This is a genomic window from Streptomyces sp. NPDC056160, assembly GCF_042268205.1.
Classification (GTDB): domain Bacteria; phylum Actinomycetota; class Actinomycetes; order Streptomycetales; family Streptomycetaceae; genus Streptomyces.
In genome coordinates this window covers 37,294-60,673 of record NZ_JBHJUW010000032.1, presented here as the reverse complement: position 1 = coordinate 60,673, position 23,380 = coordinate 37,294, and the positions used below count along the sequence as shown (strand labels likewise).

Sequence of the window (23,380 nt, the reverse complement as noted above, 5' to 3'; positions counted from 1 at the left end):
GGCGGTGGTGGTCACCTCGGCTGCGGCGGCCTTCTTGCGCGTGGTGCGCTTGGGCTTGGCTTCGGCTTCGGTGGTGGTTTCCGTCGTGTCGGCGGCCGTTTCGGCGGCGGGTGCCTTGGCGGCGGTCTTGCGGGTGCGCTTGGGCTTGGCTTCGGCGGGTGCCGTTTCGGCGGTGGTGGTCACCTCGGCTGCGGCGGCCTTCTTGCGCGTGGTGCGCTTGGGCTTGGCTTCGGCTTCGGTGGTGGTTTCCGTCGTGTCGGCGGTGGCTTCGGCGGCGGGTGCCTTGGCGGCGGTCTTGCGGGTGCGCTTCGGCTTCGCCTCGGCGGGCGCCGCCTCCGCGGTCCCGGCCTCGGTCACCGTCTCGGCGGTCACCGCCGGCTCCGCGGCCTTGCGGGTACGGCGACGGCGCGGCTTCTCCTGCGCCGGGGCCTGCGGCGCCTGCGCGGCGGGGCTCTCCGGCACCACCACCGGGGCCTCGGCTGCCTGCGCCGACGTGGACGCGGCAACCGGAGGAGCGGACACGGGGGTCCCCGGCTCGGCGGGTGCGGCGGACGGGACCGGCTCGGTGGCCGTCGCCGCCGTGGGCGCCGCCTGCTGCGCCGAGGCACCGGCACCGCCACGGGTACGCCGACGTCGACGCGGTGTGCGGGTGCCCGCGGCCTCGTCCGAGGCCGCCGGCTCGACCGGCGCGGTCCCGGCCGTCGTACCGGCGGCCGGCGCGGCCGGGTCCACCGGTGAGCCACCGCGCGTACGGCGCCGACGGCGCGGGGTGCGCGCCGGGCGCTCACGGTCATGCTCCCGCTCCCGCTCGCGGTCGGCGGAGCGGCCCTCGGGGCGAGCGCCCCGGCCGCCGCGCCCGCGGGCACCGCGACCACCGGTCTCACCGAGGTCCTCCAGCTCCTCCGCGTCCAGCCCGGCGCGAGTGCGCTCCGAGCGCGGCAGGATGCCCTTGGTGCCCGCCGCGATCCCCAGGTCGGAGAAGAGGTGGGGGGAGGTGGAGTACGTCTCCGGCGGGTCGTTGAAGCCCAGGTCCAGCGCCTTGTTGATCAGCTGCCAGCGAGGGATGTCGTCCCAGTCGACGAGCGTGATCGCCGTACCCTTGGCGCCCGCGCGGCCGGTGCGGCCGATGCGGTGCAGGTACGTCTTCTCCTCTTCCGGCGACTGGTAGTTGATGACGTGGGTGACGCCCTCGACGTCGATGCCGCGCGCGGCGACGTCGGTGCAGACGAGGACGTCCACCTTGCCGTTGCGGAAGGCGCGCAGCGCCTGCTCGCGGGCGCCCTGGCCGAGGTCGCCGTGGACCGCGCCGGAGGCGAAGCCGCGCTGCTTGAGCTGGTCGGCGAGGTCGGCCGCCGTGCGCTTGGTGCGGCAGAAGATCATCGCGAGACCGCGGCCCTCGGCCTGCAGGATGCGCGCGACCATCTCGGGCTTGTCCATGTTGTGCGCGCGGTAGATGAACTGGGTGGTGTTCGCCACCGTCGCGCCCGCGTCGTCCGGCGCGGTGGCGCTGATGTGCGTGGGCTGCGACATGTAGCGCCGGGCCAGGCCGATGACCGCGCCCGGCATGGTGGCCGAGAACAGCATGGTCTGCCGCCTGGTCGGCAGCATGTCGATGATCTTCTCGACGTCGGGCAGGAAGCCGAGGTCGAGCATCTCGTCGGCCTCGTCGAGGACGAGCGCCTTGATGTGCTTGAGGTCGAGCTTCCGCTGGCCGGCCAGGTCCAGCAGGCGGCCGGGGGTGCCGACGACGACGTCGACGCCCTTCTTCAGGGCCTCGACCTGGGGCTCGTAGGCCCGGCCGCCGTAGATCGCGAGGACACGCACGTTGCGCACCTTGCCCGCGGTCAGCAGGTCGTTGGTGACCTGGACGCACAGCTCGCGCGTGGGGACGACGACGAGTGCCTGCGGGGCGTCGGTGAGGGCCTCGGGGGTGGCACGTCCGGCCTCGACGTCGGCGGGGACGGTGACGCGCTCCAGGAGGGGGAGGCCGAAGCCCAGGGTCTTGCCGGTGCCGGTCTTGGCCTGGCCGATGACGTCCGTGCCCGACAGGGCCACGGGGAGCGTCATCTCCTGGATGGGGAAGGGGTTGATGATGCCGACGGCCTCCAGGGCCTCGGCGGTCTCGGGAAGGATTCCGAGCTCTCGGAACGTCGTAGTCAGGGTGCTGCCTCTTCTGTGTGTGCGGTGCGAGGCGAGCGCGGGGGTCGTGTCGGACCGTGCCGGGGACGCCGGCGGCCGTACGGGCGAAACCGCTCAGGCCGGCCGTGATGGCACGGGACCTCTGCCGACGCTCTGCGGGCCTGTCCTCGGGGCAGGCCCAGCACTCGTACCGCTGAGGGTGTCCCTCCGATCGTCGTACGCACTGTGCCGTACGGTCAGGGAGGGCTGTCGGGTCGGAGCCGATCGGGCCACCGACCGGGCATCCTCATGCGTGCGGCCTGTCGGAGTGCGTCGAGACACCTCGGCGTACCCAGCAGGCGCATTACCACCATACCCCGGAATCGCGCACACGCGATGGCCGATTCGGTCACGTAGTCGTCGTCACACTGGTCGGCCAGGTCTCTCCGGGGCCCGGCGGGCGGGCTATTGTGCGCTTCATGACCAGCTCTGACAAGCCTGACCAGGCCTCCGACGCCCCCGCCGAACGCACCGGGATCGCCGCCCAGGACTGGGCGACGGCCGCCGCCGATCCACAGTACCGCGCCGCCGTCGTGGACCTGCTCGGGGCGCTCGCGTACGGAGAGCTAGCGGCGTTCGAACGGCTCGCGGAGGACGCCAAGCTGGCGCCCACCCTCGCGGACAAGGCCGAGCTGGCGAAGATGGCCTCGGCCGAGTTCCACCACTTCGAGCGGCTGCGGAACCGCCTCACGGAGATCGGCGCGGAGCCCACCGCGGCGATGGACCCCTTCGTCGCCGCGCTCGACGGCTTCCACCGGCAGACGGCGCCCTCCGACTGGCTGGAAGGACTCGTCAAGGCCTACGTCGGCGACTCGATCGCCAGCGACTTCTACCGGGAGGTCGCCGCCCGGCTGGACTCCGACACCCGCGAGCTGGTGCTGGCCGTCCTCGACGACACCGGGCACGCCGGTTTCGCCGTGGAGAAGGTGCGCGCGGCGATCGACGCGGACCCGCGGGTGGGCGGCAGGCTCGCGCTGTGGGCGCGGCGCCTGATGGGCGAGGCGCTGTCGCAGTCCCAGCGGGTCGTCGCCGACCGCGACGCGCTCTCCACGATGCTCGTCGGAGGGGTGGCGGACGGCTTCGACCTCGCGGAGGTCGGCCGCATGTTCACGCGCATCACGGAGGCGCACACCAAGCGGATGGCCGCACTGGGCCTGGCCGCGTAGGCCGCGGGTCCGGACGGCGGACGGCTCCGGTGGCCCTCCGCCGCCGTGGCCGCCCCCGGGGAGGGACGCGCGCGGCCCGGCGGCCGCGCGGTCACGCCGTCAGGGATCGTCGGCGCAGGCGGCCGGCCGGGCGGAGCAGCAGGGAGAGGGAGGCGGCCGCGACGACCGCCGCGCCGAGCAGGCTGGACACCACCGGGGCGGAACCCAGCGCGCTGTGCGTGACGAAGTCTCCGAGGAGGGCGCCCGCGACGCCCGTCGACAGCACCAGCGGGCGGGACGGCAGCCGGTGCGACAGGCGCCGGAAGGCCACCCAGCCGAGCAGCAGGCCGAGCACGGCGGAGCCGAACGCCTCCAAGAACATCACGGTTCCTCCCACACGGTCGGCCGGTGCTGACGGTCGTAGCCCCGTCATACCCCTGACCTGCGGAATGCAACCCTTTCCTGTGGGCTGTTCGTGAGCGGCCCGTGAAGAACCCGCGAAAGCGGGGGACGCGGCCGGCGGGCGGGGGCGGACACGCGAGAGGCCCGGCGGTCGGCGACCGCCGGGCCCCACCCGTCATCCGTGCCTACAGGGCCCCGAAGCCCACCTTGCGCGGGGCCGGCTCGCCCAGCTCGACGTACGCGAGGCGCTCGGCCGGGACCAGCACCTTACGGCCGTGCTCGTCCACGAGGGTCAGCAGCTGTGACTTGCCGGCCAGCGCCTCGGCCACCGCCCGCTCGACCTCCTCGGGGCTCTGACCGCTCTCCAGAACGATCTCGCGGGGCGCGTGCTGCACGCCGATCTTGACCTCCACGGCTATGTCCCTCCGACGGTCAGTGAAGTGCGCGTCCTTCCGCGCCGTACCCAGCACACATTAGCCCGGTGAGGGGACGGACACGCTCCGCCGGACAACGCCAGGAGCGAACAGCGGGCGGGAACAAACGACCGGCCCGTCCGCACGGTCCGTTCGTCAGTGGTGCTGCTCGGTGCCGTGCAGCGGGAAGCCCGCGATGCCGCGCCAGGCCAGGGACGTCAGCAGCTGGACCGCCTGGTCGCGCGGGACGCTGCGGTCGCTGTGCAGCCAGGAGCGGGCCACCACCTGCGCGAGGCCGCCAAGGCCGGAGGCCAGCAGCATCGACTCCGCGCGCGAGAGGCCGGTGTCCTCGGCGATGACGTCGCAGATCGCCTCGGCGCACTCGTTCGTGACCTTGTCGACGCGCTCGCGCACGGCGGGCTCGTTCGTCAGGTCCGACTCGAAGACCAGCCGGAAGGCGCCGCCGTCGTCCTCGACGTAGGCGAAGTAGGCGTCCATCGTCGCGCGCACGCGCTGCTTGTTGTCGGTCGTCGAGGCCAGCGCGCCGCGCACGGACCGGATGAGCGACTCGCAGTGCTGGTCGAGCAGCGCCAGGTAGAGGTCGAGCTTGCCCGGGAAGTGCTGGTAGAGCACCGGCTTGCTGACGCCGGCGCGCTCCGCGATGTCGTCCATGGCCGCCGCGTGGTAGCCCTGCGCCACGAAGACTTCCTGGGCGGCGCCCAGCAGCTGGTTCCGCCGGGCACGGCGCGGCAGGCGCGTGCCTCGCGGGCGCGCCGCCTCTGTCTGCTCGATGGCTGTCACGCCGCCTCCCAATGTCGTCGCTGTGCGGTGTGCGCCGCGCCGCCATCGTACTTTTCGGTAACCGTACTGTGCGCGGTGCGAGCGCAGAATTTCACGGACCGGACGGTGAAGAAACCGGTACAGAAGGTTTCCAACTTGCCGAGTCCGGGCATAGGAGAACGCCGCCGCTGTTCAGCGGCGGTCGGGCGGTTCCGGCACCGTCACCGGTAGTCGTCCTCGTCGAGGGAGACGACCCGTGCCTGCTCGGCGAGGTCGGCTTCGTTCGCGCGGCCGGGGTCCACGCCCGTCAGGGGATCGTCGTGTTCCGGCGCGATGTCGGCGTGCTGTTCTGCGGCGTCGTTCTCCGGGGCCTCGACGTCGATCTCCGTGCCGTTCTCGGTGGCCTCGTCCTCGAACGTCTCGGGATCGGTGGGGTCGAACGCCATGCTGGGCTCCCTTCCTGCGGACGTCCCTCGAACGTCCCTGCGCATGTCGGTGCATGTCGGTGCATGTCTCGTGCGCCCCCGCGAGGCGCGGGGGCTGCATACGGGTGCCCTCTGTACGAGCGTAGGAGACACCCGATCCTGATGCCATGCGGTGGGCGGCCGTCCTGCGGTGCGCATCCCGCGCTGTCCGCCGCCCGCTGTGACGGCGAACACATGAATGGCGACGTGATCGTCTCGTAACATTGCCGCATGTCTTCGACCGAGCTGCCCGCCGTGCCGCCCGCCAACGTACTTCCCAGGGTGGGGCCCGTCGGGGTCGAGGAGGGGGAGCGGCTGCGCTCGGTCCAACTGCGGGGCATCACCTTGACGGTGCGCTCCAGGCCCCCCGCGCGGGAGAACCTCCCGCGCGCGCTGTACGTCCACGGACTCGGCGGTTCCTCGCAGAACTGGTCGGCGCTGATGGCCCTCCTCGACGGCGACGTCGACGGCGAGGCCCTCGACCTGCCCGGCTTCGGCGACTCACCGCCACCCGACGACGGCAACTACTCGGTCACCGCCCACGCGCGCGCGGTGATCCGCTACCTGGACACGGCCGGCCGCGGCCCGGTCCACCTCCTCGGCAACTCGCTGGGCGGCGCGGTCTCGACGCGCGTCGCCGCGCTGCGCCCCGATCTCGTCCGCACGCTCACGCTGATCTCCCCCGCGCTGCCCGAACTGCGCGTGCAGCGCACCGCTCTGCCGACCGGACTGCTCGCGCTGCCGGGCGTCACCGCGCTCTTCACCCGGCTGACCCGGGAGTGGACGGCGGAGCAGCGGGTCCGCGGGGTCATGGCCCTGTGCTACGGCGACCCGGAGCGGGTGACGCCGGAAGGGTTCCGCAACGCGGTCACGGAGATGGAGCGGCGGCTTCAACTGCCGTACTTCTGGGACGCGATGACGCGTTCCGCGCGCGGGCTCGTCGACGCGTACACCCTGGGCGGGCAGCACGGTCTGTGGCGGCAGGCCGAGCGGGTCCTCGCCCCCACGCTGCTGGTCTACGGCGGCCGGGACCAGCTCGTCGGCTACCGCATGGCCCGGCGCGCGGCCCGCGCCTTCCGCGGCTCCCGCCTGGTGACCCTGCCCGACGCGGGGCACGTGGCGATGATGGAGTACCCGGAGACGGTGGCGACCGCGTTCCGCGAGCTGCTCGCCGAGGCGGAGGCATCCGGTGCGCGGGCATCGGGTGCGGAGACGTCCGGTGCGGAGACCTCCGGTGCGGGGGCCGACGAAGGCGCATCCGACGTGGAACTGGGAGGCTGACGGACCTCGTGGGACGCCACAGCCGCCGCGGACCCGCCCCGAAGGGCGACAGCGCGCGAACAGCGGGAACACCCGCATCAGAGCGAACAGAGGGAACAGAGGGAACCGGGGGAGCGCAGGGCACAGCGGGCGCAGGGGGCTCGGCAACGGGTCCGTCGGGGATCTCGGAGGCGGCTCGCGCGGCCGCGGGACCTGAGATCCGCTCAGACCGGGAGGGCCCGGCCGCGGGTCGGCGCCGCAGCGGTCCTGCCGGACCGGGCGCACCGGCGGTACCTGCCGCGTACGGCGCCACTCGCTTCCCCGACGGGACGCCCGCGCACGGTGTGCCGCGCCTGCCGGCGGACGGGACGCCCGCGCACGGTGTGCCGCAGACCCGTGGCGGCCACCCCGAGCAGTGGGAGACAGGCGGCGGCTGGGGGGAGTTCAGGACCCGGAGCGGCACGGCAGGCGGCGCGGTACGGGGGCGGCGGCCGGGAGCCGACGGCTCCGACGGCCCGACGGGCTCCGACGGTTCGCGCGGCTACGGCGCCGCGACCGGCCAGGGTGCCGCGTCGGCCCAGGGCGCCGCGTCGGCCGGCTTCGGTGCCCCGACCGGCCCCGATGCTCCGTCCGGTTCCGCGGCCCCGACCCGTTCCGGGAGGGGCACAGGTCAGCCGGGGCCAGACCGCCCCGGCGCGGCCCGCGGTCCGCGCCCGTCGCCCGGCGCCCCCGCTCCGGGCGGCCCCGGGGGCCCCGCTGTCCCCATCCCGCGGCAGCGGCAGGCGCCGCCCGCCGGCGGCCCCCGGCAGGACTATCTCGACGCGTTCGAGGACGGCGAGGGCGCCTTCGGCCCCCGGTCGCGCGGCGCCGCGCCGCCCTCGGCGGCTCCGGTCTCCCCGGCCGGGCGGGCCACCCGCACCGGCCCGGGCACCGGCGCGGGTGCGGCCGCGGGCGTGGCCGGTGGCGGTACCATCGCGCCGCCTCCCGGCACCACAGCGCCGCCTCCCGGTACCACCGCGCCGCCTCCCGGTACCACCGCGCCGATCCCCGCCCCCGCCGGGCCCGCCGACTCCGGAGCACCGGCCGGCGGCAGGAGCGCCAAGGGCCGTACGTTCACGGGTATCGCCGCGGCCGCGGTCACCACCGTGCTCGCGGTCATCGTCGCCGGGCAGGTCACCGACGACCGTTCCGGTGCTCAGGCGCAGGCGCGGACGGCAGCCGGGCAGGACGACGGCGCCCGCTCCGCGGTGGGCCCGGACGGTCACGCGAGCCCGTCGCAGTCGCCCAGCGCCCCGGCGCTGACGTACGCGCAGAAGATGGACCTGAAGTACGCGCTCAGCCCCACGCTCAAGGGTTCGGGCAGGTTCGACGTGGTCCCCGGCTTCGCCAAGGCGCCGGGCAGGGGGCGGAAGTACACCTACCGCATCGACGTGGAACAGGGCCTCGGTCTCGACGCCCGGCTCTTCGCCGACGCCGTGCAGAAGACGCTCAACGACAACCGCAGCTGGGCCCACAACGGCGCCCGCACCTTCGAGCGCGTCTCCTCCGGGGCGAGCGACTTCGTGATCACGCTGGCCAGCCCGGGAACCACCGCCGCCTGGTGCGCCAAGTCGGGTCTGGACACCACCGAGGACAACGTCTCCTGCGACTCGGCCGCCACCCCGCGCGTGATGATCAACGCCTACCGGTGGGCGCAGGGAGCGAAGACCTTCGGCGACAGGATGTACGCCTACCGGCAGATGCTGATCAACCACGAGGTCGGTCACCGCCTCGGTCACAACCACGTCACCTGCGACAAGGACGGCGAGCTGGCGCCGGTCATGCAGCAGCAGACGAAGTTCCTGGACCATGACGGAATCCACTGCCTGCCGAACTCCTGGCCGTATCCGAAGAGTTGATCCAGGGGCTGCCCGGGGGCCCTGGATCATGTTGACAATGCGCCGAATGTTCGTTCATATTTCTGCGCATGTGGACCCGTCACGCCGCCAGCAGCGCCGCCATCGAGATGGCGCTCATCGGCGTGACCGGCCTCTGCGTGGCCGACATCCACTGTTGCTGACGCCCGCCACCGGCGTGCGCGTCGCCCCTTTCCCCCCTTCGCCGTGAGGCTCCGCCGCTCCGTGCGCTCCCGTTGAGCGCCGGTGCGCGGCTGCGTGGCTCCAGGTGGTCCGACGACCCGCCGCCGAGGCAGACGTCTGTTCAGATTCGTCTCACCCCTCGTCCTGCCGTCTCGCGATCCGAGACGTTCTCGCCGGACCCGGGGCATTCCTCCCGAGAGGTCGTCATTCCGATGCGCCAACCGTCCGTCTCAGCCCGCCGCGTGGCCGCGGTATCCGTCAGCCTGGTGGTGGCAGCGGGCGCCGTCGCCTGCGGACCGAAGGACAGCGATGCCAAGGGCGCCGGCGGCGACGCGCAGCCCCACAAGGGCGGCACCCTGAGCGTCCTGAACGCCCAGCCGCAGCAGGACTTCGACCCCGCCCGCCTCTACACGTCCGGCGGCGGCAACGTCCCCTCCCTCGTCTTCCGCACCCTCACCACCCGCAACCGCGAGAACGGTGCCGCCGGCGCCAAGGTCGTCCCCGACCTCGCCACCGACACCGGGCGCCCCAGCAAGGACGCGACCGTGTGGACGTACACCCTCAAGGCGGGGCTGAAGTACGAGGACGGCACCCCGATCACCTCGGCCGACATCAAGTACGGCATCGAGCGCTCCTTCGCCCCCGAACTCTCCGGCGGCGCCCCCTACCTGAGGGACTGGCTGGTCGGCGCGGCCGGCTACCAGGGGCCGTACAAGGACAAGAAGGGCCTCGCCGCGATCGAGACGCCGGACGCCCGGACGATCGTCTTCCACCTGAACAAGCCCGAGGGCGAGTTCCCGTTCCTGGCCACGCAGACGCAGTTCACGCCGGTGCCCCGGAGCAAGGACACGGGCACCGAGTACGAGGAGCACCCGGTCTCGTCCGGACCGTACAAGGTCGTCAAGAACGAGAACGACGGCGAGCACCTCGTCCTGGAGCGCAACCCGAACTGGTCGGCCGCCACCGACGCCGAGCGCAAGGCCTACCCGGACCGGGTCGACGTTCGCTCCGGGCTGGACTCCTCCGTGATCAACCAGCGGCTCTCCGCGTCCCAGGGACCGGACGCCGCCGCAGTCACCACGGACACCAACCTCGGCCCCGCCGAACTCGCCAAGGTCAGCGGCGACAGGGAACTGGCCGCGCGCGTGGGCACCGGCCACTTCGGCTACACGAACTACCTGGCCTTCAACCCGAAGGTCAAGCCGTTCGACGACCCCAAGGTGCGCGAGGCCGTCTCCTACGCCATCGACCGCTCCTCGGTCGTCAACGCGGCCGGCGGCAGCGCGCTCGCCGAGCCCGCCACCACCTTCCTGCCGAACCAGAAGTCCTTCGGCCACACTCCCTACGACCTCTTCCCGGCGGGCGCCTCCGGCGACCCGGCCAAGGCCCGGCAGCTGCTGAAGGAGGCCGGCCACCCGAACGGGCTCACCGTCACGCTCACGCACTCCAACAGCAAGGACTTCGAGACCAGTCCGGAGATCGCCACCGCCGTCCAGGACGCGCTCAAGAAGGCAGGCATCACGGTCAGGCTCCAGGGTCTGGAGAAGAACGACTACTCGGACAAGACCCAGAACGTGAAGACCGAGCCGGGCCTCTTCCTCGCCCACTGGGGCGCCGACTGGCCCTCCGGCGGCCCCTTCCTGGCCCCGATCTTCGACGGCCGCCAGATCGTGAAGGACGGCGCCAACTTCAACAGCGGCCAGCTGGACGACAAGTCCGTCGACGACGAGATCGACGCGATCAACAAGCTGACCGACCTCGACGCCGCCGCCAAGCGCTGGGGCGCGCTGGACCGCAAGATCGGCGAGCAGGCCCTGACCGTGCCGCTGTTCCACCCCGTCTACAAGCGCCTGTACGGCAAGGACGTCAAGAACATCGTGATCAGCGACTGGACCGGTGTGCTGGACATCTCCCAGGTCGCGGTGAAGTGACGCCGTGAGCGGAGCACTTGCCGCCTCCCCGGCCGCCGGGACGGACGCCCCCGCCCCGGCGGCCTCGGGGGCCCGTCGGTTCTGGCGGCGGCTGCGTGCGCAGCGCGCCGCCCTCGTCGCGGCGGCCGTCGTCGCGCTGCTCGTCCTGGTCGCGCTCGCCGCGCCGCTGCTCACCGCATGGGAGGGCCAGGACCCCACCACCTACCATCCGTCCCTCGTCGACTCCGCGCGCGGGGGCGTGCCCATCGGGCCGTTCGGCGGCGCCGGCGCCGACCACTGGCTCGGCGTCGAACCGCAGACCGGACGCGACCTGTTCGCCCGCCTGGTCTACGGTGCCCGGGTCTCCCTGGGCGTGGCCCTCGCCGCCACCGTCGTGCAGATCGTCATCGGCGTCGGGGTCGGCGTCACGGCCGCGCTCGGCAACCGCTGGGTCGACCAACTGCTGAGCCGGGCCACCGACATCATCGTCTCCATGCCGCTGATGATCATGGCTCTGGCGCTGCTCGCGATCGTGCCGTCGAGCTTCCCGCGCCCCGTGCTGGTCACCCTGGTCATCGGCCTGATCGCCTGGGGCAACATCGCCAAGATCGTGCGCGCCCAGACGCTCACCCTGAAGGGCCTCGACCACGTCGCCGCGGCCCGGCTCAGCGGCTGGGGCACCGTGCGCATCGCCCGCCGGGAACTGCTGCCCGGCCTCGCGGCCCCGGTCATCACGTACGCGGCCCTGCTCGTGCCCACGAACATCTCCGTCGAGGCGGCGCTGTCCTTCCTCGGCGTCGGCGTGAAGCCGCCCACCCCCTCCTGGGGGCAGATGCTCACCGCGGCCGACGTCTGGTACCAGGCGGCACCGCAGTACCTGATGCTTCCCGCGGGCGCCCTCTTCGTGACCGTCGTCGCCCTGACCGTCCTCGGGGACGGCGTGCGCACCGCTCTCGACCCGCGCGCCGCCTCCCGTCTGCGCATCGGCACCGGCCGCAGGCGCGAGTCGGGAGCCGGGGAGTCCGGCACGGGCGGCGGGGACCGTCCAGGGGCCGGGACGGGCGACGGGGACGGCAGAGGCGCCGGCGCGGACGACGGCCCGTTTCGGGAAGCACGCAAGGAGGCGACCGCATGAGCGGCTTCGGCGGACTCGGAGGCTTCGTACTGCGCCGCGCCCTCGGCGCCGCGATCACCCTCCTCGCCATCTCGGTGATCGTCTACGTCGTCTTCTACGCCACTCCCGGCAACGTCGCCCAGATCACCTGCGGGCCGCGCTGCTCGCCGGAACAGGTGCACCAGGTCGCGCAGCAACTGCGCCTGGACGACCCGCTGTACGTGCGCTACTGGCACTTCCTCGAAGGACTCGTGGCCGGCCAGGACTACTCGACCGGCACGTCCGTGGAACACTGCTCCGCGCCCTGCCTCGGGGTCTCCTACCAGTCCGGGCGGCAGGTCCTCAGCATCATCCTGACCAAGCTGCCCGTGAGCCTGTCCCTGGTGTTCGGCGCGATGGTGCTCTGGCTCGTCCTGGGCGTGGGCACCGGCGTGCTCTCCGCCTGGCGGCGCGGCCGGATCTCCGAACGGGTGCTCACGGCCGTCACGCTCGCGGGCACGGCCACGCCCGTCTTCGTCATCGGCCTGGTGCTGATGATCGTCGTCTGCGGCGAGTTCCAGTGGCTGCCCTTCCCGCAGTACGTGAACCTCACCGACGACCCCGAGCAGTGGGCGTGGAACCTGCTGCTGCCGTGGCTGTCGCTCGCCCTGATCGAGGCCGCGACCTTCGCCCGCATGACCAGGGCCTCGATGCTGGAGACCCTCGCGGAGGACCACATCCGCACCTTCCGGGCGTACGGGGTGGGCGAGCGGTCGGTCGTCGGCCGGCACGCGCTGCGCGGCGCCCTCGCGCCCGTCATCGCGCTGAACGCCAACAACTTCGGTTCGGCGGTCGGCGGCGCGGTGCTCACCGAGACCCTCTTCGGCCTGCCCGGCATCGGCCAGGAACTGGTGCACGCGGTGAACATCGTCGACCTGCCGGTCGTCGTCGGCATGGTCCTCGTCATCGGCTTCTTCGTCGTCATCGCCAACGCCGTCGCGGACGTGCTGTTCGCGGTGGCCGACCGACGGGTGGTACTCGCATGAGCCAGGAGACCGTGAAGAGTGCGGAGAGCAGCACGGGGAAGAGCCCGGAGGGCCGCAGCGGGACGGGCCCGGAGAGCCACGGCGGGAAGAGTCCGCAGGGCCTGGTCCGAGTGACGGACCTGACCGTCGAGTTCGGTCCCCTGCGGGCCGTGGACGGGCTCTCCTTCCGGCTGCCGCGGGGCGGCGCGCTCGCCCTGGTCGGCGAGTCCGGCTCGGGCAAGTCCACGGTCGCCTCCGCCCTGCTGGGACTGCACCGCGGGACCGGGGCCAGGGTGCGCGGATCGGTCGAGGTCGCCGGTGCCGACGTCCAGCGGGCCTCCGAGGAGGAACTGCGGCGGCTGCGGGGAGGGAAGGCCGCCATGGTCTTCCAGGACCCGCTGTCGTCCCTGGACCCGTACTACGCGATCGGGGACCAGATCGCCGAGGTGTACCGCACACACACGCGTGCCTCACGGCGTGCGGCACGCGCGCGTGCCGTGGAGGTGCTGGACCGGGTCGGGATCCCCGACGCCGGGCGGCGCTCCCGTGCCCGCCCGCACGAGTTCAGCGGCGGCATGCGCCAGCGCGCCCTGATCGCCATGGCCCTGGCGTGCGCGCCGGACCTGCTGATCGCCGACGAGCCGACCACGGCGCTCGACGTGACGGTCCAGGCCCAGATCCTCGACCTGCTGCACACGCTGCGCGAGGAGACCGGGATGGGGCTGCTGCTCGTCACCCACGACGTGGGCGTCGCCGCCGAGAGCGTCGAGGAGGTGCTGGTCATGCGGCACGGGCGCGCGGTCGAGCACGGGCCGGTCGCGGCCGTCCTGGGGGCGCCCACCGCGGCGTACACGAGGGAACTGCTGGCGGCGGTGCCGCGTGTCGACGCCGGCCCCGCGGGTTCCACCGGTTCCCCTGGCCCCACCGGTTCCCCTGGCCCCACCGGTTCCCCTGGCCCCACCGGTTCCCCTGGTTCCACCGGTTCCTCTGGTTCCGCCAAGGCCGCCGGGGCCGCCGAGTCGGCAGGTCACGCCGAGTCGGCAGGGACCGCTGAGTCGGCAGGTCACGCCGAGTCGGCAGGGACCGCTGAGATGGCAGGGACCGCTGAGGTGGCCCGGGCCGCCGGTTCCGCCGAGGTCGTCCTGGAGGCTACCGGGCTGCGGCGCGAGTTCGGTCGCGGGAGGCGGGCGTTCGCGGCCGTGGACGGCGTGTCGGTGACCGTGCGCCGGGGCGAGACCCTGGGGATCGTGGGCGAGAGCGGCAGCGGCAAGACCACGCTCGGCCGGATGCTCGTAGGGCTGCTGGAGCCGACCGCGGGCGAGGTCCGCTTCGAGGGCCGCGCCAGGGCGGGCGTGGACCCGGCCGTGCAGATGGTGTTCCAGGACCCCGTCTCCTCCCTCAACCCGCGCCGCAGCGTGGGCGAGTCCATCGCGGACCCCCTGCGGGCGCGCGGCGAACGGGACGAGGGGCGCATCCGGGAGCGTGTGGGCGGACTGCTGGAGCGCGTGGGGCTCCAGAGGGCGCACTACGACCGCTACCCGCACGAGTTCAGCGGCGGACAGCGCCAGCGCGTCGGCATCGCGCGGGCGCTCGCGGCGGACCCGCGCGTGATCGTGTGCGACGAGCCGGTCTCCGCGCTCGACGTCACCACCCAGGCGCAGGTGGTCGCCCTGCTCGGTGAGTTGCAGCGGGACCTCGGGATCGCGCTGGTCTTCGTCGCCCACGACCTCGCCGTGGTGCGCCAGGTCAGCGACCGGGTCGCGGTGATGCGGCGGGGCCGGATCGTGGAGGAGGGCCCGGCCGGCGCGGTGTACGACGCCCCCCGGGACCCGTACACCAGGCAGCTCCTGGCCGCGGTACCGGTGCTCGACCCCGGGGCCGCGGCCCGGCGCCGGGCCGAACGGCGTGAGCCGGCTCCGGCCTGACGAAGCGTGTCCGGGTGATCTCCTAGCGCGACGGAACGCCGTCCGCACGGGAAAGTTACGCCCGTTCACCCCTTTTGGTGGCGCGATGGACAACCGTCCGTCGCGCCACCGGCATGTCCGCATACGTTCGTCCCGCTGCGAGCCGCCGGTGCGACGGCGGCTCTCCACACGGGAGAGAACGGGGGTGCACGCGTGCGCATCGGACTGGTGACGGAGGGTGGCTACCCGCATGTGAGCGGTGACGCCGGCCTCTGGTGCGAACGGCTCGTGCGCGGGCTCGGGCAGCACGAGTTCGACCTCTACGCGCTCAGCCGCAGCCGCCGGCAGGAGGACGCGGGCTGGGTTCCGCTGCCCCGGCAGGTCAGCCGGGTGCGCACGGCGCCCCTGTGGACGGCCGAGGGCGACGGCGTACGCCTGGGACGCGGTGCGCGCCGGCGCTTCGCCGAGTGCTACGGCGAACTGGCCTCGGTACTGGCCGCGGCGAGCGGCACCGGCCTCGGCGAGCGGGACATCAGGGGTTCCAGGGATCTACGGGCCTGCCGGGACGCGCGAAGTCACCACCCCTCGCAGGAACCCCAGGACTTGCAGCGTCCCCAGGGTTTCTTGGCCTCCCGGGTGCCCAGGGAGTGTCATGGCGGGGAGGCGGACCGTTTCGCCAGCGCTCTCTACGGACTCGCGGAACTCGCCCGTGACGCGGACGGCCTGGCGCGTGCGCTCCGCTCGGAGACCGCCGTCCGCGCGCTGGAGCACGCCTGTCGCGCCGCCGGCGCCTCGCGCGCCGCGCGCGAGGCGCGCGTTCCCGACCTCCTCACCGTCGTCGCGCACCTGGAGCACTCCCTGCGCCCCCTCTCGCTCGACTGGTACGGGGACGACGGCCTCGGGGCCGCCGACCTCTGCCACACCGCGGGCGGCGGCACCGCGGCCCTGCCCGGACTGCTCGCACACCACTTCTGCGACGTCCCCCTCCTGGTCACCGAGTACGGCGTCCCGCTGCGCTCGCACTACCTGACCTCCGCCGCCGACGGCACCGCCCCCGCCGCGCGCGCCCTGCTCGCCGCCTTCCACGGCAGGCTCGCCGCCGAGGTCTACCGGCAGGCCGCCGTGCTCACCCACGGCAACGCCCACACCCGTCGCTGGCAGGAGCGCTGCGGTGCCGACCGCGCGAGGCTGCGCACCGTCCACCCCGGGATGGACGCCACCGCCTTCGCCGAGGCCGCCGCCCTCGCGGAAGCCGGTGAAGCGGGCGGGTCGTCGCGGGCGCCCGCCCCGGACACGCTGGTCTGGGTCGGTCGCGTCGAGCCCGCCAAGGACCTGGTGTCCCTGCTGCACGCCTTCGCGGAGGTCCGCCGGGCGGAGCCGGGAGCACGGCTGCGCATCGTGGCGGCGGCGCCGCCGACCGGCCCCGAGGCCACCGCCTACCTCGGCCACTGCAAGGCACTGGCCGCCCAGCTCTTCCCGGACGAGGCCGACGGCCCGCACACCGTGGGCGAGAACCCGGTCTCCTTCGAGGAGGTCGGCGGCCCCGAGGCACCGACCCTCGCCGACACCTACGCCTCGGGCGCCGTGGTCGTCCTGTCGAGCGTCGTCGAGGGCTTCCCGGCCGGCCTGGTGGAGGCGATGTTCTCCGGGTGCGCGACGGTCTCCACGGACGTCGGCGCGGTCGTCGAGGCCATCGGCGGTACGGGGCTGGTCGTGCCCCCGCGCAACCCGCGGGCGCTCGCCGAAGCGTGCGTGGCACTGCTGCGCGACCCCGAGCGCCGGGCGCGCCTGGGCGCCGCCGCTCGGGCCCGCGCGCTGGAACTGTTCACCGTCGAGCAGAACATCGCGGCATTTCACAGCATTTACCTGGAGATCGTCTCCCGGTGCCCGGTCCGCCGCGTCGTCCTGGACGGCTCCGGCGACCCCCTCCCGTTCGCCTCCCCGGCCGAGTCCCGCCTCCCCGGCCGCTGGACCGGCGGCCCGGGCACCGGGGCCGTGCCCTCCCCCCAGGCCCCGTCCGGCACCGCCTCCCCGGCCCGTGCCACCCCCACCTGGGCCGCCGCGCCCCCCTCCCGCACGTCAGCCGCCACCCCGGCCCCGGAGGCCGCCAGATGACCACCCCGAGAGACCCCGACCTCCCGACCGCCCCGTCGAGCCCCGGCCCCTGGGGCGCGGAGTCGCGGGAGTGGCTGGTGCCGCGTACCGCGGCCGAAGGGCCGGACCGTGCCACCGGCCGCGTGACGCGGGGGGCGAGCGATGCCGACAAGGTGGTGTGGCCCCGGGCGGCGGCCGGGGCGGGAGACACACCACCACTGCCCGGGGGCCGCCCACCCGGCCGGGGGCGGGTGCCGCAGGCCGGGACTGCGCTCGGCGTCGGCGGCGCACTGCGCGGGGCCACCGCAGGGGGAGCGGTTCGCCCCGCGCCGGGTGCGGGCCGAGCCACGCAGGATGTCGCTGGGGATGTCGCCGCCCCGCAGGCAGCCGCCGCCGCGCAGCACGCCGTTGCCGCACAGGAAGCCGCTACCCCGCAGCACGCCATCGCCGCACAGGAAGCCGCTGCCGTACAGGGAACCGGTGCCGCGCAGGTGACCGGTGCCGCGGCGCGAGCCGGTGCCGAGCCGGGTGCCGGAGCCGCCCCGGCGGCGGGGGCAGGCGCCTTTCCGGAAGCCGGTCACGGTGTCCGTGGCGGTGGGGTGCGGGGGCACGCCCCGGTCCTCACCCGCGACCCGGGCCACGACCGGGCGCCCGCCACCACCCCGCGCCGCGGCGCCGCCGACCCCGTCAAGACCCTGCTGCACCGCCACCGCGAGCTGTGCGAACGGGCGGTGGACCCGCTGGAGATCGCCGCCGGACTCGAGGCGCACGGCGTCACCGACCGAACGGCCGCCCGCTTCCGCCACCGCGACGTCTTCTCCCTCGCGGAGGAGATGTACGCCCGCGCCCCGCGCCCCGCCGAGACACCCCCGCGCTCCGAGGACCGCGACGCGCCCCGCGTGCGCGCCGGCTGGATCCTGCTCAGTCTGCTGCCCGGAGCCCTGTGCGCGGCTGCGGTGGCCGGGCTGCATCTGACCGCGGGCCGCACCCGCCTCGCGGTGGCCGGGCTCGGCGCACTGGCCGTCGCCCTCGCCGTCCGCGCCCTGCTCCGCCGCGGCCCGCTCAGCCCCCTCGGCCCGCCCGGCCGCAGCCACGCCCGCTCCCAGGTGCCCGGCGCCCGCGCCTGGACGTACTGGCTGCTCACCTACGCCCTGCTCGGCGACGGCCTGCTCGGTGTGGCGGTCGAGGGCGGACCCGACGGCCTGCCCGACGGCACCGCGACCGGCGGCCCGTGGCCGCTGGCCACCGTCCCCGTCCTGGCGCTCGCCCTCGCCTGCGCCCCGGCGTGCTGGGGAGCGCACCTCCTCGCCGTGCGCGCCCGGCGCGGCCTGAGGGCCAGCCGGTGCCTGGAAGAGTTCGCCGCCTCCGTGCGCCCCCTGCTCTTCGTGGTGGTCGGCGGGTTCCTCGGTGTCCTGGGCGTGCTGCTCGCGCTGTGCGGCAGGGTCCTGCACGAGCCCGTCGGCTACGCCCAGACGCTCGCGCTGGGCGCCCTGCTGCTGCTCGCCCGTCTCCTCACCACACACGGCTTCACCCACGCCCCGGTCCTCGCCCTCGGTGCCGCGGCCACCGTGGAGACGACCGCGCAGGCGAGCGTCTTCGCCGGCCGTCTTCCGGGCTGCGATCCGCTGGCCGTCCCGGTCGACGCCCTCATGACCGCCTGGGGCGCGGGCAGCGTCCCGACGCTCGCCTGCGGCGCCGCGGCCGCCGTCCTCCTGGTCCACGCGGCCCGCACCCTGACCAGGGCTTCGGCCCATGTGCGCCCAGGGACGCGGCCGTGACCGGCGCCCGGCGCACCCCGGCCGGCCCCCTCCAGCCGCGGCAGGCCCCCCGGCGCGCCATGGGGATCACCCGTCCCCGGCCCGCCCCCGCACGCGACCGCACCGGACCGGAATCCAAAGCGGAACCGGCCCGTCGCGGACCCCGGGCGTCCGGCCGCGCAGCCGGAGCCCACCGCACCACCCCCCTGAAGGAGAACACCAGATGACCACCGCCCGATCCGGAGCGTCCGGAGCATCCGGAGCCACCGGAGCGCACACCCCGGGAGCCGCCCGATGAGGGTTCTGCTGATCGGAGCAGGCGGGTACCTCGGCCGTTTCGTCGCCGACCGCCTGCTCGCCGACCCGGCCGTCCAGCTGACCGCGCTCGGTCGCGGTGACGACGCCGACGTCCGCTTCGACCTCGCCACGGGCAGCCCGGGGGCGCTCACCCGCTTCCTGGACGCCGTCCACCCGGGCGTCGTCATCAACTGCGCGGGCACCACCCGGGGCGGCGCCCGTGAACTCACCCGGCACAACACCGTCGCCGTGGCCACCGTCTGCGAGGCCCTGCGGCGCAGTGGATGCGGTGCCCGCCTGGTGCAGATCGGCTGCGGCGCCGAGTACGGACCCAGCCAGCCCGGCTCCTCCACGGCGGAGGACGCCGTGCCCCGCCCCGGCGGCCCGTACGGGGTCAGCAAGCTCGCCGCGACCGAACTCGTCCTCGGCTCCGGCCTCGACGCCGTCGTGCTCCGCGTCTTCTCGCCCGCCGGGCCCGGCACCCCGGCCGGTTCACCGCTCGGCCGCCTCGCCGAAGCCATGCGGCGCGCCATGCAGTCCGCAGACGGCGACCTCAAGCTCGGCGGCCTGGCCGCCCAACGCGACTTCGTCGACGTTCGCGACGTGGCCCGAGCCGTGCACGCCGCCTCCCTGTCGGCCGCCCAGGGCGTCATCAACATCGGGTCGGGCCGCGCCGTCCGGCTGCGCGACGCCGCGTCCGTCCTCGCACGCGTGGCCGGATACGGCGGGGCCCTGCACGAACTCGACGGACCGCCCGGCGGCCACCTCAGGCCCACCATCGGCCACCCCCGCACCGATCCGGACCAACCGGCGCCCGTGACGTACCCCTACCCCGACGGCTGCGGCGGCTGGCAGCAGGCCGATGTGCGCACCGCACGCGACCGGCTCGGCTGGCGCCCCCGGATCAGCCTCGAAGAGTCCCTCGCCGACATCTGGATGGAGGCCGCGTGCCGCATCTGACCAGCCGGCTCGCCGGGACCTTGGGCACCGGCGTCCGCACCGGCCTCGGCGTCCCCGGCTGCGCGCACCCCCTGCTCGCCCCCGCCGAATGGAACGCGCTCGCCCGGCCCGGGACGCCCCTGCACTGGGCCGTCCTCGACGTCGACCGAGGCCCCGGCACGCAGCCCGACCCGCACTGCCTCGACGCGGCCGGGCGCCTGCGCAACGCGGGCGTGCGGGTCCTCGGCCGCCTCGACGGCGCTCAGGGCACCCGCCCCCGGATCGAACTGATCGCCGACGCCCACCGGTACCTGGAGTGGTACCAGGTCGACGGCTTCCTCCTGGACCGCTGCCCGGCCGGGCGGGAAGGGCTGCCGGAGACACGCCGCACGATCACCTCGCTGCGCGCGCTGCGCGCCGACGCCCACGTCGTCCTCGGCCACGGCACCCATCCGTACCCCGGATACGCCGAGAACGCCGACCAGCTGGTCACCTTCGACGGCCCGTGGAGCGACTACCGCTTCTCGCAGGTCGCCGAGTGGACCGCCGACCACCCGCCCGAGCGCTTCTGCCACTTCGTGCACGGTGTGCCGCGCGCCCACCTCGACGAGGCGCTGCGCGTGGCCCGCTGGCAGGGAGCCGCGACGGTCTGGTTCACCGACCGCACGGACCACGGCGGCCGGGCCGACCCCTGGGAGACGCTGCCCGGCTACTGGGACGACATCGTCTCGCACATCGGAACGGGTGTCTCGGAATGAAGGAGGCCGTGGCAGTGTTACGGGGAGAACAACCCGTAGTGATCGACCGAGCAACGGAGTCCCCGTGTCGCTGCCACCCCTGGTCGAGCCAGCTGATGAGCTCACCGTAGACGAGGTCCGCAGGTACTCCCGCCACCTGATCATCCCCGATGTCGGGATGGACGGGCAGAAGCGGCTGAAGAACGCCAAGGTGCTCTGCGTGGGCGCCGGCGGCCTGGGCTCGCCGGCGCTGATGTACATGGCCGCCGCGGGCGTCGGCACGCTCGGCATCGTGGAGTTCGACGAGGTCGACGAGTCGAACCTGCAGCGCCAGGTCATCCACAGCCAGTCCGACATCGGCCGTTCCAAGGCCGAGTCCGCGCGTGACACCGTCAAGGGCATCAACCCGTACGTGAACGTGGTCCTTCACCAGGAGCGGCTCGAGGCCGACAACGTGATGGACATCTTCAGCCAGTACGACCTGATCGTCGACGGCACGGACAACTTCGCGACCCGCTACCTGGTCAACGACGCGTGCGTGCTCCTCGGCAAGCCGTACGTGTGGGGTTCGATCTACCGCTTCGACGGCCAGGCGTCCGTGTTCTGGTCCGAGCACGGCCCCTGCTACCGCTGCCTCTACCCGGAGCCCCCGCCCCCCGGCATGGTCCCCTCCTGCGCCGAGGGCGGCGTCCTGGGCGTGCTCTGCGCCTCCATCGGCTCCATCCAGGTCAACGAGGCCATCAAGCTCCTGGCCGGCATCGGCGAGCCGCTGGTCGGCCGACTGATGATCTACGACGCCCTGGAGATGACGTACCGCCAGGTCAAGGTCCGCAAGGACCCGAACTGCGCGGTCTGCGGCGAGAACCCGACCGTCACCGAACTCATCGACTACGAGGCCTTCTGCGGCGTCGTCTCCGAGGAGGCCCAGGCGGCGGCGGCCGACTCCACGATCACTCCCAAGCAGCTCAAGGAGTGGATCGACGACGGTGAGAACATCGAGATCATCGACGTCCGCGAGCCGAACGAGTTCGAGATCGTCGCCATCCCGGGCGCCCGCCTGATCCCGAAGAACGAGTTCCTCATGGGCACCGCCCTGGAGAACCTCCCGCAGGACAAGAAGATCGTCCTGAACTGCAAGACGGGTGTCCGCAGTGCGGAAGTCCTCGCCGTCCTGAAGTCCGCGGGCTTCGCGGACGCGGTGCACGTCGGCGGCGGCGTCATCGGCTGGGTCAACCAGATCGAGCCGGACAAGCCGGTCTACTGAGCCGCGCTCCGGCCGCCGGGACAGACCCGACGAGCCCATGGCGCCCGCCCGCAGCGGGCGCCATGGGCTCGTGTCGTGTTCCGAGCGAGAGGCCCTAGGAGCACACCGTGCCGGCCGCGGGGACCTTCCCGTCGAGCAGGTAGCCGTTCACCGCGTCCTGCACGCACTTGTTCTTGCTGTCGTAGGCGCCGTGCCCCTGGCCCTCGTAGGTCAGTTCCACCGCGACGCCGCTGCCCAGCGCGTTCACCATCTTCTTCGCGCCCTCGTACGGCGTGGCCGGGTCGCCGGTGTTGCCCACGACGAGGATCGGCGCCGAGCCGGGCGCGCTCACGTCGGGATGGGCGGCCGCGCCGGGTACCGCCCAGCCGCTGCAACTGAGCATCCCCCAGGCCAGGAAGTCGCCGAACAACGGGGAGGCGGCCCGGAACCCGGGCAGCTTCTGCCGCACGTACGCCGCGTCGTAGCGCTGCTTCTGGTCGGCGCAGTTGATGGCCGCGTTCGCCGCGGTGATGTTGCTGTACTCGCCGTTCTGGCTGCGGCCGTTCAGCGCGTCGGACAGCAGCATGAGGATCCTGCCGTCCCCGGCGTAGGCCTGCTCCAGGCCCTCCGTGAGCGGTTCCCACAGGTCCTTGGAGTACAGGGCCTGGGCGATGCCGTTGGTCGCGGCCGCCTGCGTCAGCGGGCGGGGGAAGATGCCGGGGATCGGCTTGCTGTCGAGCTTCCTCAGCAGCCCGGCGACACGGTTCTCGACGTCCTGGGCCGTACTGCCGATCGGGCACTTGGTGCTCTTCGAGACGCAGTCGTGCGCGAAGTTGTCCATGGCCAGCTGGAACCCCTTGGCCTGCCCGAGCGAACTCTGCTCCGGGGTCTGCGTGGGGTCGACGACCGCGTCGAGCACGGCGCGGCCCACGTGCCGGGGGAAGAGGTGGGCGTAGACACCGCCGAGCTCCGTCCCGTAGGAGATGCCGAAGTAGTGGAGCCGGGAGTCGCCGAGGACCTGCCGCATGAGGTCCATGTCGCGGGCCGCGTCGGTCGTACGCACGTACGGGAGGACCTTCGCGGAGTTCTTCTCGCAGCCCGCGTTGAACTGCTCCGTGCTCTTCAGGAACGCGGCCTGCTCCGCGGCGTCGTCGGGCGTCTCGTCCTGCTGGAAGTGCTGGTCGAGCTGGGCGTCGCTCTCACAGCGCACGCCGGCGCTGCGCCCCACCCCGCGCGGGTCGAAACTGACCAGGTCGTAGCGGGTGCGGAGCTTGGCGTAGTCCTGGGCGAGCGAGGGCAGGGTGCTCACGCCGGAGCCGCCCGGGCCGCCGAAGTTGAAGATCAGCGAGCCGATGCGCCGGCCCGGCCCGTCGGCCTCGGCCCGGATCAGCGCGATGCCGATCGTGTCGCCCTGGGGCCTGCTCCAGTCCAGGGGCGCCCGCATGGTGGCGCACTGCCAGGTTCCACCGTCCGGCAGCGGGGTGGGGGCGGCGCCGCCGCCCTCGGACGCGGACGGGGCCGGGCAGGCCTTCCAGTCCAGCTTCTGGGCCGCCAGGTCTGCGCTCCGTGAGCCGTCGCCGCCGCAGGCCGCCACCAGGGAGGCCAGCAGCACGGCGGTTGCACTCAGGGCGGCTGCGCGCAGCCCGCGCGGGTTCTGCATG

19 protein-coding genes are annotated in these 23,380 nt (G+C 73.7%); 13 read left to right on the top strand and 6 right to left on the bottom strand.

Features of this window, described 5'->3' with window-relative positions; genetic code table 11:
- The coding region (locus tag ACFC02_RS14830; RefSeq protein ID WP_376356510.1) for a DEAD/DEAH box helicase at nucleotides 1-2,067 on the bottom strand (2,067 nt) is incomplete at its 3' end.
- Between the two features lie 530 nt (nucleotides 2,068-2,597).
- Here ACFC02_RS14830 and ACFC02_RS14825 point away from each other — a divergent pair.
- Complete coding sequence (locus ACFC02_RS14825) at nucleotides 2,598-3,344, top strand: ferritin-like fold-containing protein (RefSeq protein ID WP_376356508.1); 747 nt, start codon at nucleotides 2,598-2,600, stop codon at nucleotides 3,342-3,344.
- 91 nt (nucleotides 3,345-3,435) lie between these two features.
- Here the strand turns inward: ACFC02_RS14825 and ACFC02_RS14820 are convergent, their stop codons facing one another.
- The 4 genes from ACFC02_RS14820 to ACFC02_RS14805 all read right to left on the bottom strand — a co-directional run bounded on the left by ACFC02_RS14820 (nucleotide 3,436) and on the right by ACFC02_RS14805 (nucleotide 5,364).
- Entirely contained in the window at nucleotides 3,436-3,705 is a 270-nt protein-coding gene (locus tag ACFC02_RS14820; RefSeq protein ID WP_360969576.1) for a hypothetical protein, read from the bottom strand.
- Nucleotides 3,706-3,910: 205 nt separating this feature from the next.
- The gene (locus ACFC02_RS14815) at nucleotides 3,911-4,138 is read right to left on the bottom strand and encodes a DUF3107 domain-containing protein (protein ID WP_037852073.1); all 228 of its coding nucleotides are present in this window, start codon (nucleotides 4,136-4,138) and stop codon (nucleotides 3,911-3,913) included.
- 156 nt (nucleotides 4,139-4,294) lie between these two features.
- Nucleotides 4,295-4,939 carry a TetR/AcrR family transcriptional regulator gene (locus tag ACFC02_RS14810; RefSeq protein WP_376356505.1) on the bottom strand — a complete coding sequence of 215 codons (645 nt, stop codon included), beginning with the start codon at nucleotides 4,937-4,939 and terminating at the stop codon, nucleotides 4,295-4,297.
- Nucleotides 4,940-5,139: 200 nt separating this feature from the next.
- The gene (locus ACFC02_RS14805; protein ID WP_360969572.1) at nucleotides 5,140-5,364 is read right to left on the bottom strand and encodes a hypothetical protein; all 225 of its coding nucleotides are present in this window, start codon (nucleotides 5,362-5,364) and stop codon (nucleotides 5,140-5,142) included.
- A 249-nt stretch (nucleotides 5,365-5,613) separates the two neighbouring features.
- Between ACFC02_RS14805 and ACFC02_RS14800 the strand changes: the two genes are divergently transcribed.
- The 12 genes from ACFC02_RS14800 to moeZ all read left to right on the top strand — a co-directional run bounded on the left by ACFC02_RS14800 (nucleotide 5,614) and on the right by moeZ (nucleotide 21,740).
- Nucleotides 5,614-6,663 carry an alpha/beta fold hydrolase gene (locus ACFC02_RS14800; protein WP_376356502.1) on the top strand — a complete coding sequence of 350 codons (1,050 nt, stop codon included), beginning with the start codon at nucleotides 5,614-5,616 and terminating at the stop codon, nucleotides 6,661-6,663.
- Between the two features lie 362 nt (nucleotides 6,664-7,025).
- A complete protein-coding gene (locus ACFC02_RS14795) occupies nucleotides 7,026-8,540 on the top strand; it encodes a DUF3152 domain-containing protein (protein WP_376356500.1) in 1,515 nt (504 codons plus the stop codon).
- A gap of 68 nt (nucleotides 8,541-8,608) precedes the next feature.
- Complete coding sequence (locus ACFC02_RS14790) at nucleotides 8,609-8,701, top strand: Ms4533A family Cys-rich leader peptide (RefSeq protein ID WP_360969568.1); 93 nt, start codon at nucleotides 8,609-8,611, stop codon at nucleotides 8,699-8,701.
- Between the two features lie 231 nt (nucleotides 8,702-8,932).
- A complete protein-coding gene (locus ACFC02_RS14785) occupies nucleotides 8,933-10,651 on the top strand; it encodes an ABC transporter substrate-binding protein (RefSeq protein WP_376356498.1) in 1,719 nt (572 codons plus the stop codon).
- Nucleotides 10,652-10,655: 4 nt separating this feature from the next.
- The gene (locus ACFC02_RS14780; protein ID WP_376356496.1) at nucleotides 10,656-11,765 is read left to right on the top strand and encodes an ABC transporter permease; all 1,110 of its coding nucleotides are present in this window, start codon (nucleotides 10,656-10,658) and stop codon (nucleotides 11,763-11,765) included.
- Nucleotides 11,762-12,769 carry an ABC transporter permease gene (locus ACFC02_RS14775; protein WP_376356494.1) on the top strand — a complete coding sequence of 336 codons (1,008 nt, stop codon included), beginning with the start codon at nucleotides 11,762-11,764 and terminating at the stop codon, nucleotides 12,767-12,769. The genes ACFC02_RS14780 and ACFC02_RS14775 overlap by 4 nt, the downstream gene beginning before the upstream one ends.
- Nucleotides 12,766-14,673, top strand: a complete 1,908-nt coding sequence (locus ACFC02_RS14770; RefSeq protein ID WP_376356492.1) for a dipeptide ABC transporter ATP-binding protein — start codon at nucleotides 12,766-12,768, stop codon at nucleotides 14,671-14,673. The genes ACFC02_RS14775 and ACFC02_RS14770 overlap by 4 nt, the downstream gene beginning before the upstream one ends.
- Before the next feature lie 192 nt (nucleotides 14,674-14,865).
- Nucleotides 14,866-16,767 carry a DUF3492 domain-containing protein gene (locus ACFC02_RS14765; protein WP_376356490.1) on the top strand — a complete coding sequence of 634 codons (1,902 nt, stop codon included), beginning with the start codon at nucleotides 14,866-14,868 and terminating at the stop codon, nucleotides 16,765-16,767.
- Between the two features lie 470 nt (nucleotides 16,768-17,237).
- The gene (locus ACFC02_RS14760) at nucleotides 17,238-18,524 is read left to right on the top strand and encodes a hypothetical protein (protein WP_376356532.1); all 1,287 of its coding nucleotides are present in this window, start codon (nucleotides 17,238-17,240) and stop codon (nucleotides 18,522-18,524) included.
- Between the two features lie 273 nt (nucleotides 18,525-18,797).
- Nucleotides 18,798-19,760, top strand: coding sequence for an NAD-dependent epimerase/dehydratase family protein (locus ACFC02_RS14755; RefSeq protein ID WP_376356488.1), 963 nt, complete (start codon nucleotides 18,798-18,800; stop codon nucleotides 19,758-19,760).
- Nucleotides 19,748-20,497, top strand: a complete 750-nt coding sequence (locus ACFC02_RS14750) for a spherulation-specific family 4 protein (RefSeq protein WP_376356486.1) — start codon at nucleotides 19,748-19,750, stop codon at nucleotides 20,495-20,497. The genes ACFC02_RS14755 and ACFC02_RS14750 overlap by 13 nt, the downstream gene beginning before the upstream one ends.
- Before the next feature lie 64 nt (nucleotides 20,498-20,561).
- Complete coding sequence (moeZ, locus tag ACFC02_RS14745; RefSeq protein WP_376356484.1) at nucleotides 20,562-21,740, top strand: adenylyltransferase/sulfurtransferase MoeZ; 1,179 nt, start codon at nucleotides 20,562-20,564, stop codon at nucleotides 21,738-21,740.
- Nucleotides 21,741-21,834: 94 nt separating this feature from the next.
- Here the strand turns inward: moeZ and ACFC02_RS14740 are convergent, their stop codons facing one another.
- The gene (locus tag ACFC02_RS14740) at nucleotides 21,835-23,379 is read right to left on the bottom strand and encodes an alpha/beta hydrolase (protein ID WP_376356482.1); all 1,545 of its coding nucleotides are present in this window, start codon (nucleotides 23,377-23,379) and stop codon (nucleotides 21,835-21,837) included.
- Nucleotide 23,380 lies beyond the last annotated feature (1 nt).

Excerpts from the sequence above, each read along its gene's own strand:
- ACFC02_RS14740 (WP_376356482.1), bottom strand. The coding sequence starts at position 23,379 with ATGCAGAACCCGCGCGGGCTGCGCGCAGCCGCCCTGAGTGCAACCGCC.
- ACFC02_RS14800 (WP_376356502.1), top strand. The coding sequence starts at position 5,614 with ATGTCTTCGACCGAGCTGCCCGCCGTGCCGCCCGCCAACGTACTTCCC.
- ACFC02_RS14785 (WP_376356498.1), top strand. The coding sequence starts at position 8,933 with ATGCGCCAACCGTCCGTCTCAGCCCGCCGCGTGGCCGCGGTATCCGTC.
- ACFC02_RS14775 (WP_376356494.1), top strand. The coding sequence starts at position 11,762 with ATGAGCGGCTTCGGCGGACTCGGAGGCTTCGTACTGCGCCGCGCCCTC.
- ACFC02_RS14770 (WP_376356492.1), top strand. The coding sequence starts at position 12,766 with ATGAGCCAGGAGACCGTGAAGAGTGCGGAGAGCAGCACGGGGAAGAGC.
- ACFC02_RS14755 (WP_376356488.1), top strand. The coding sequence starts at position 18,798 with ATGAGGGTTCTGCTGATCGGAGCAGGCGGGTACCTCGGCCGTTTCGTC.
- ACFC02_RS14820 (WP_360969576.1), bottom strand. The coding sequence starts at position 3,705 with ATGTTCTTGGAGGCGTTCGGCTCCGCCGTGCTCGGCCTGCTGCTCGGC.
- ACFC02_RS14790 (WP_360969568.1), top strand. The coding sequence starts at position 8,609 with ATGTGGACCCGTCACGCCGCCAGCAGCGCCGCCATCGAGATGGCGCTC.
- ACFC02_RS14805 (WP_360969572.1), bottom strand. The coding sequence starts at position 5,364 with ATGGCGTTCGACCCCACCGATCCCGAGACGTTCGAGGACGAGGCCACC.
- ACFC02_RS14825 (WP_376356508.1), top strand. The coding sequence starts at position 2,598 with ATGACCAGCTCTGACAAGCCTGACCAGGCCTCCGACGCCCCCGCCGAA.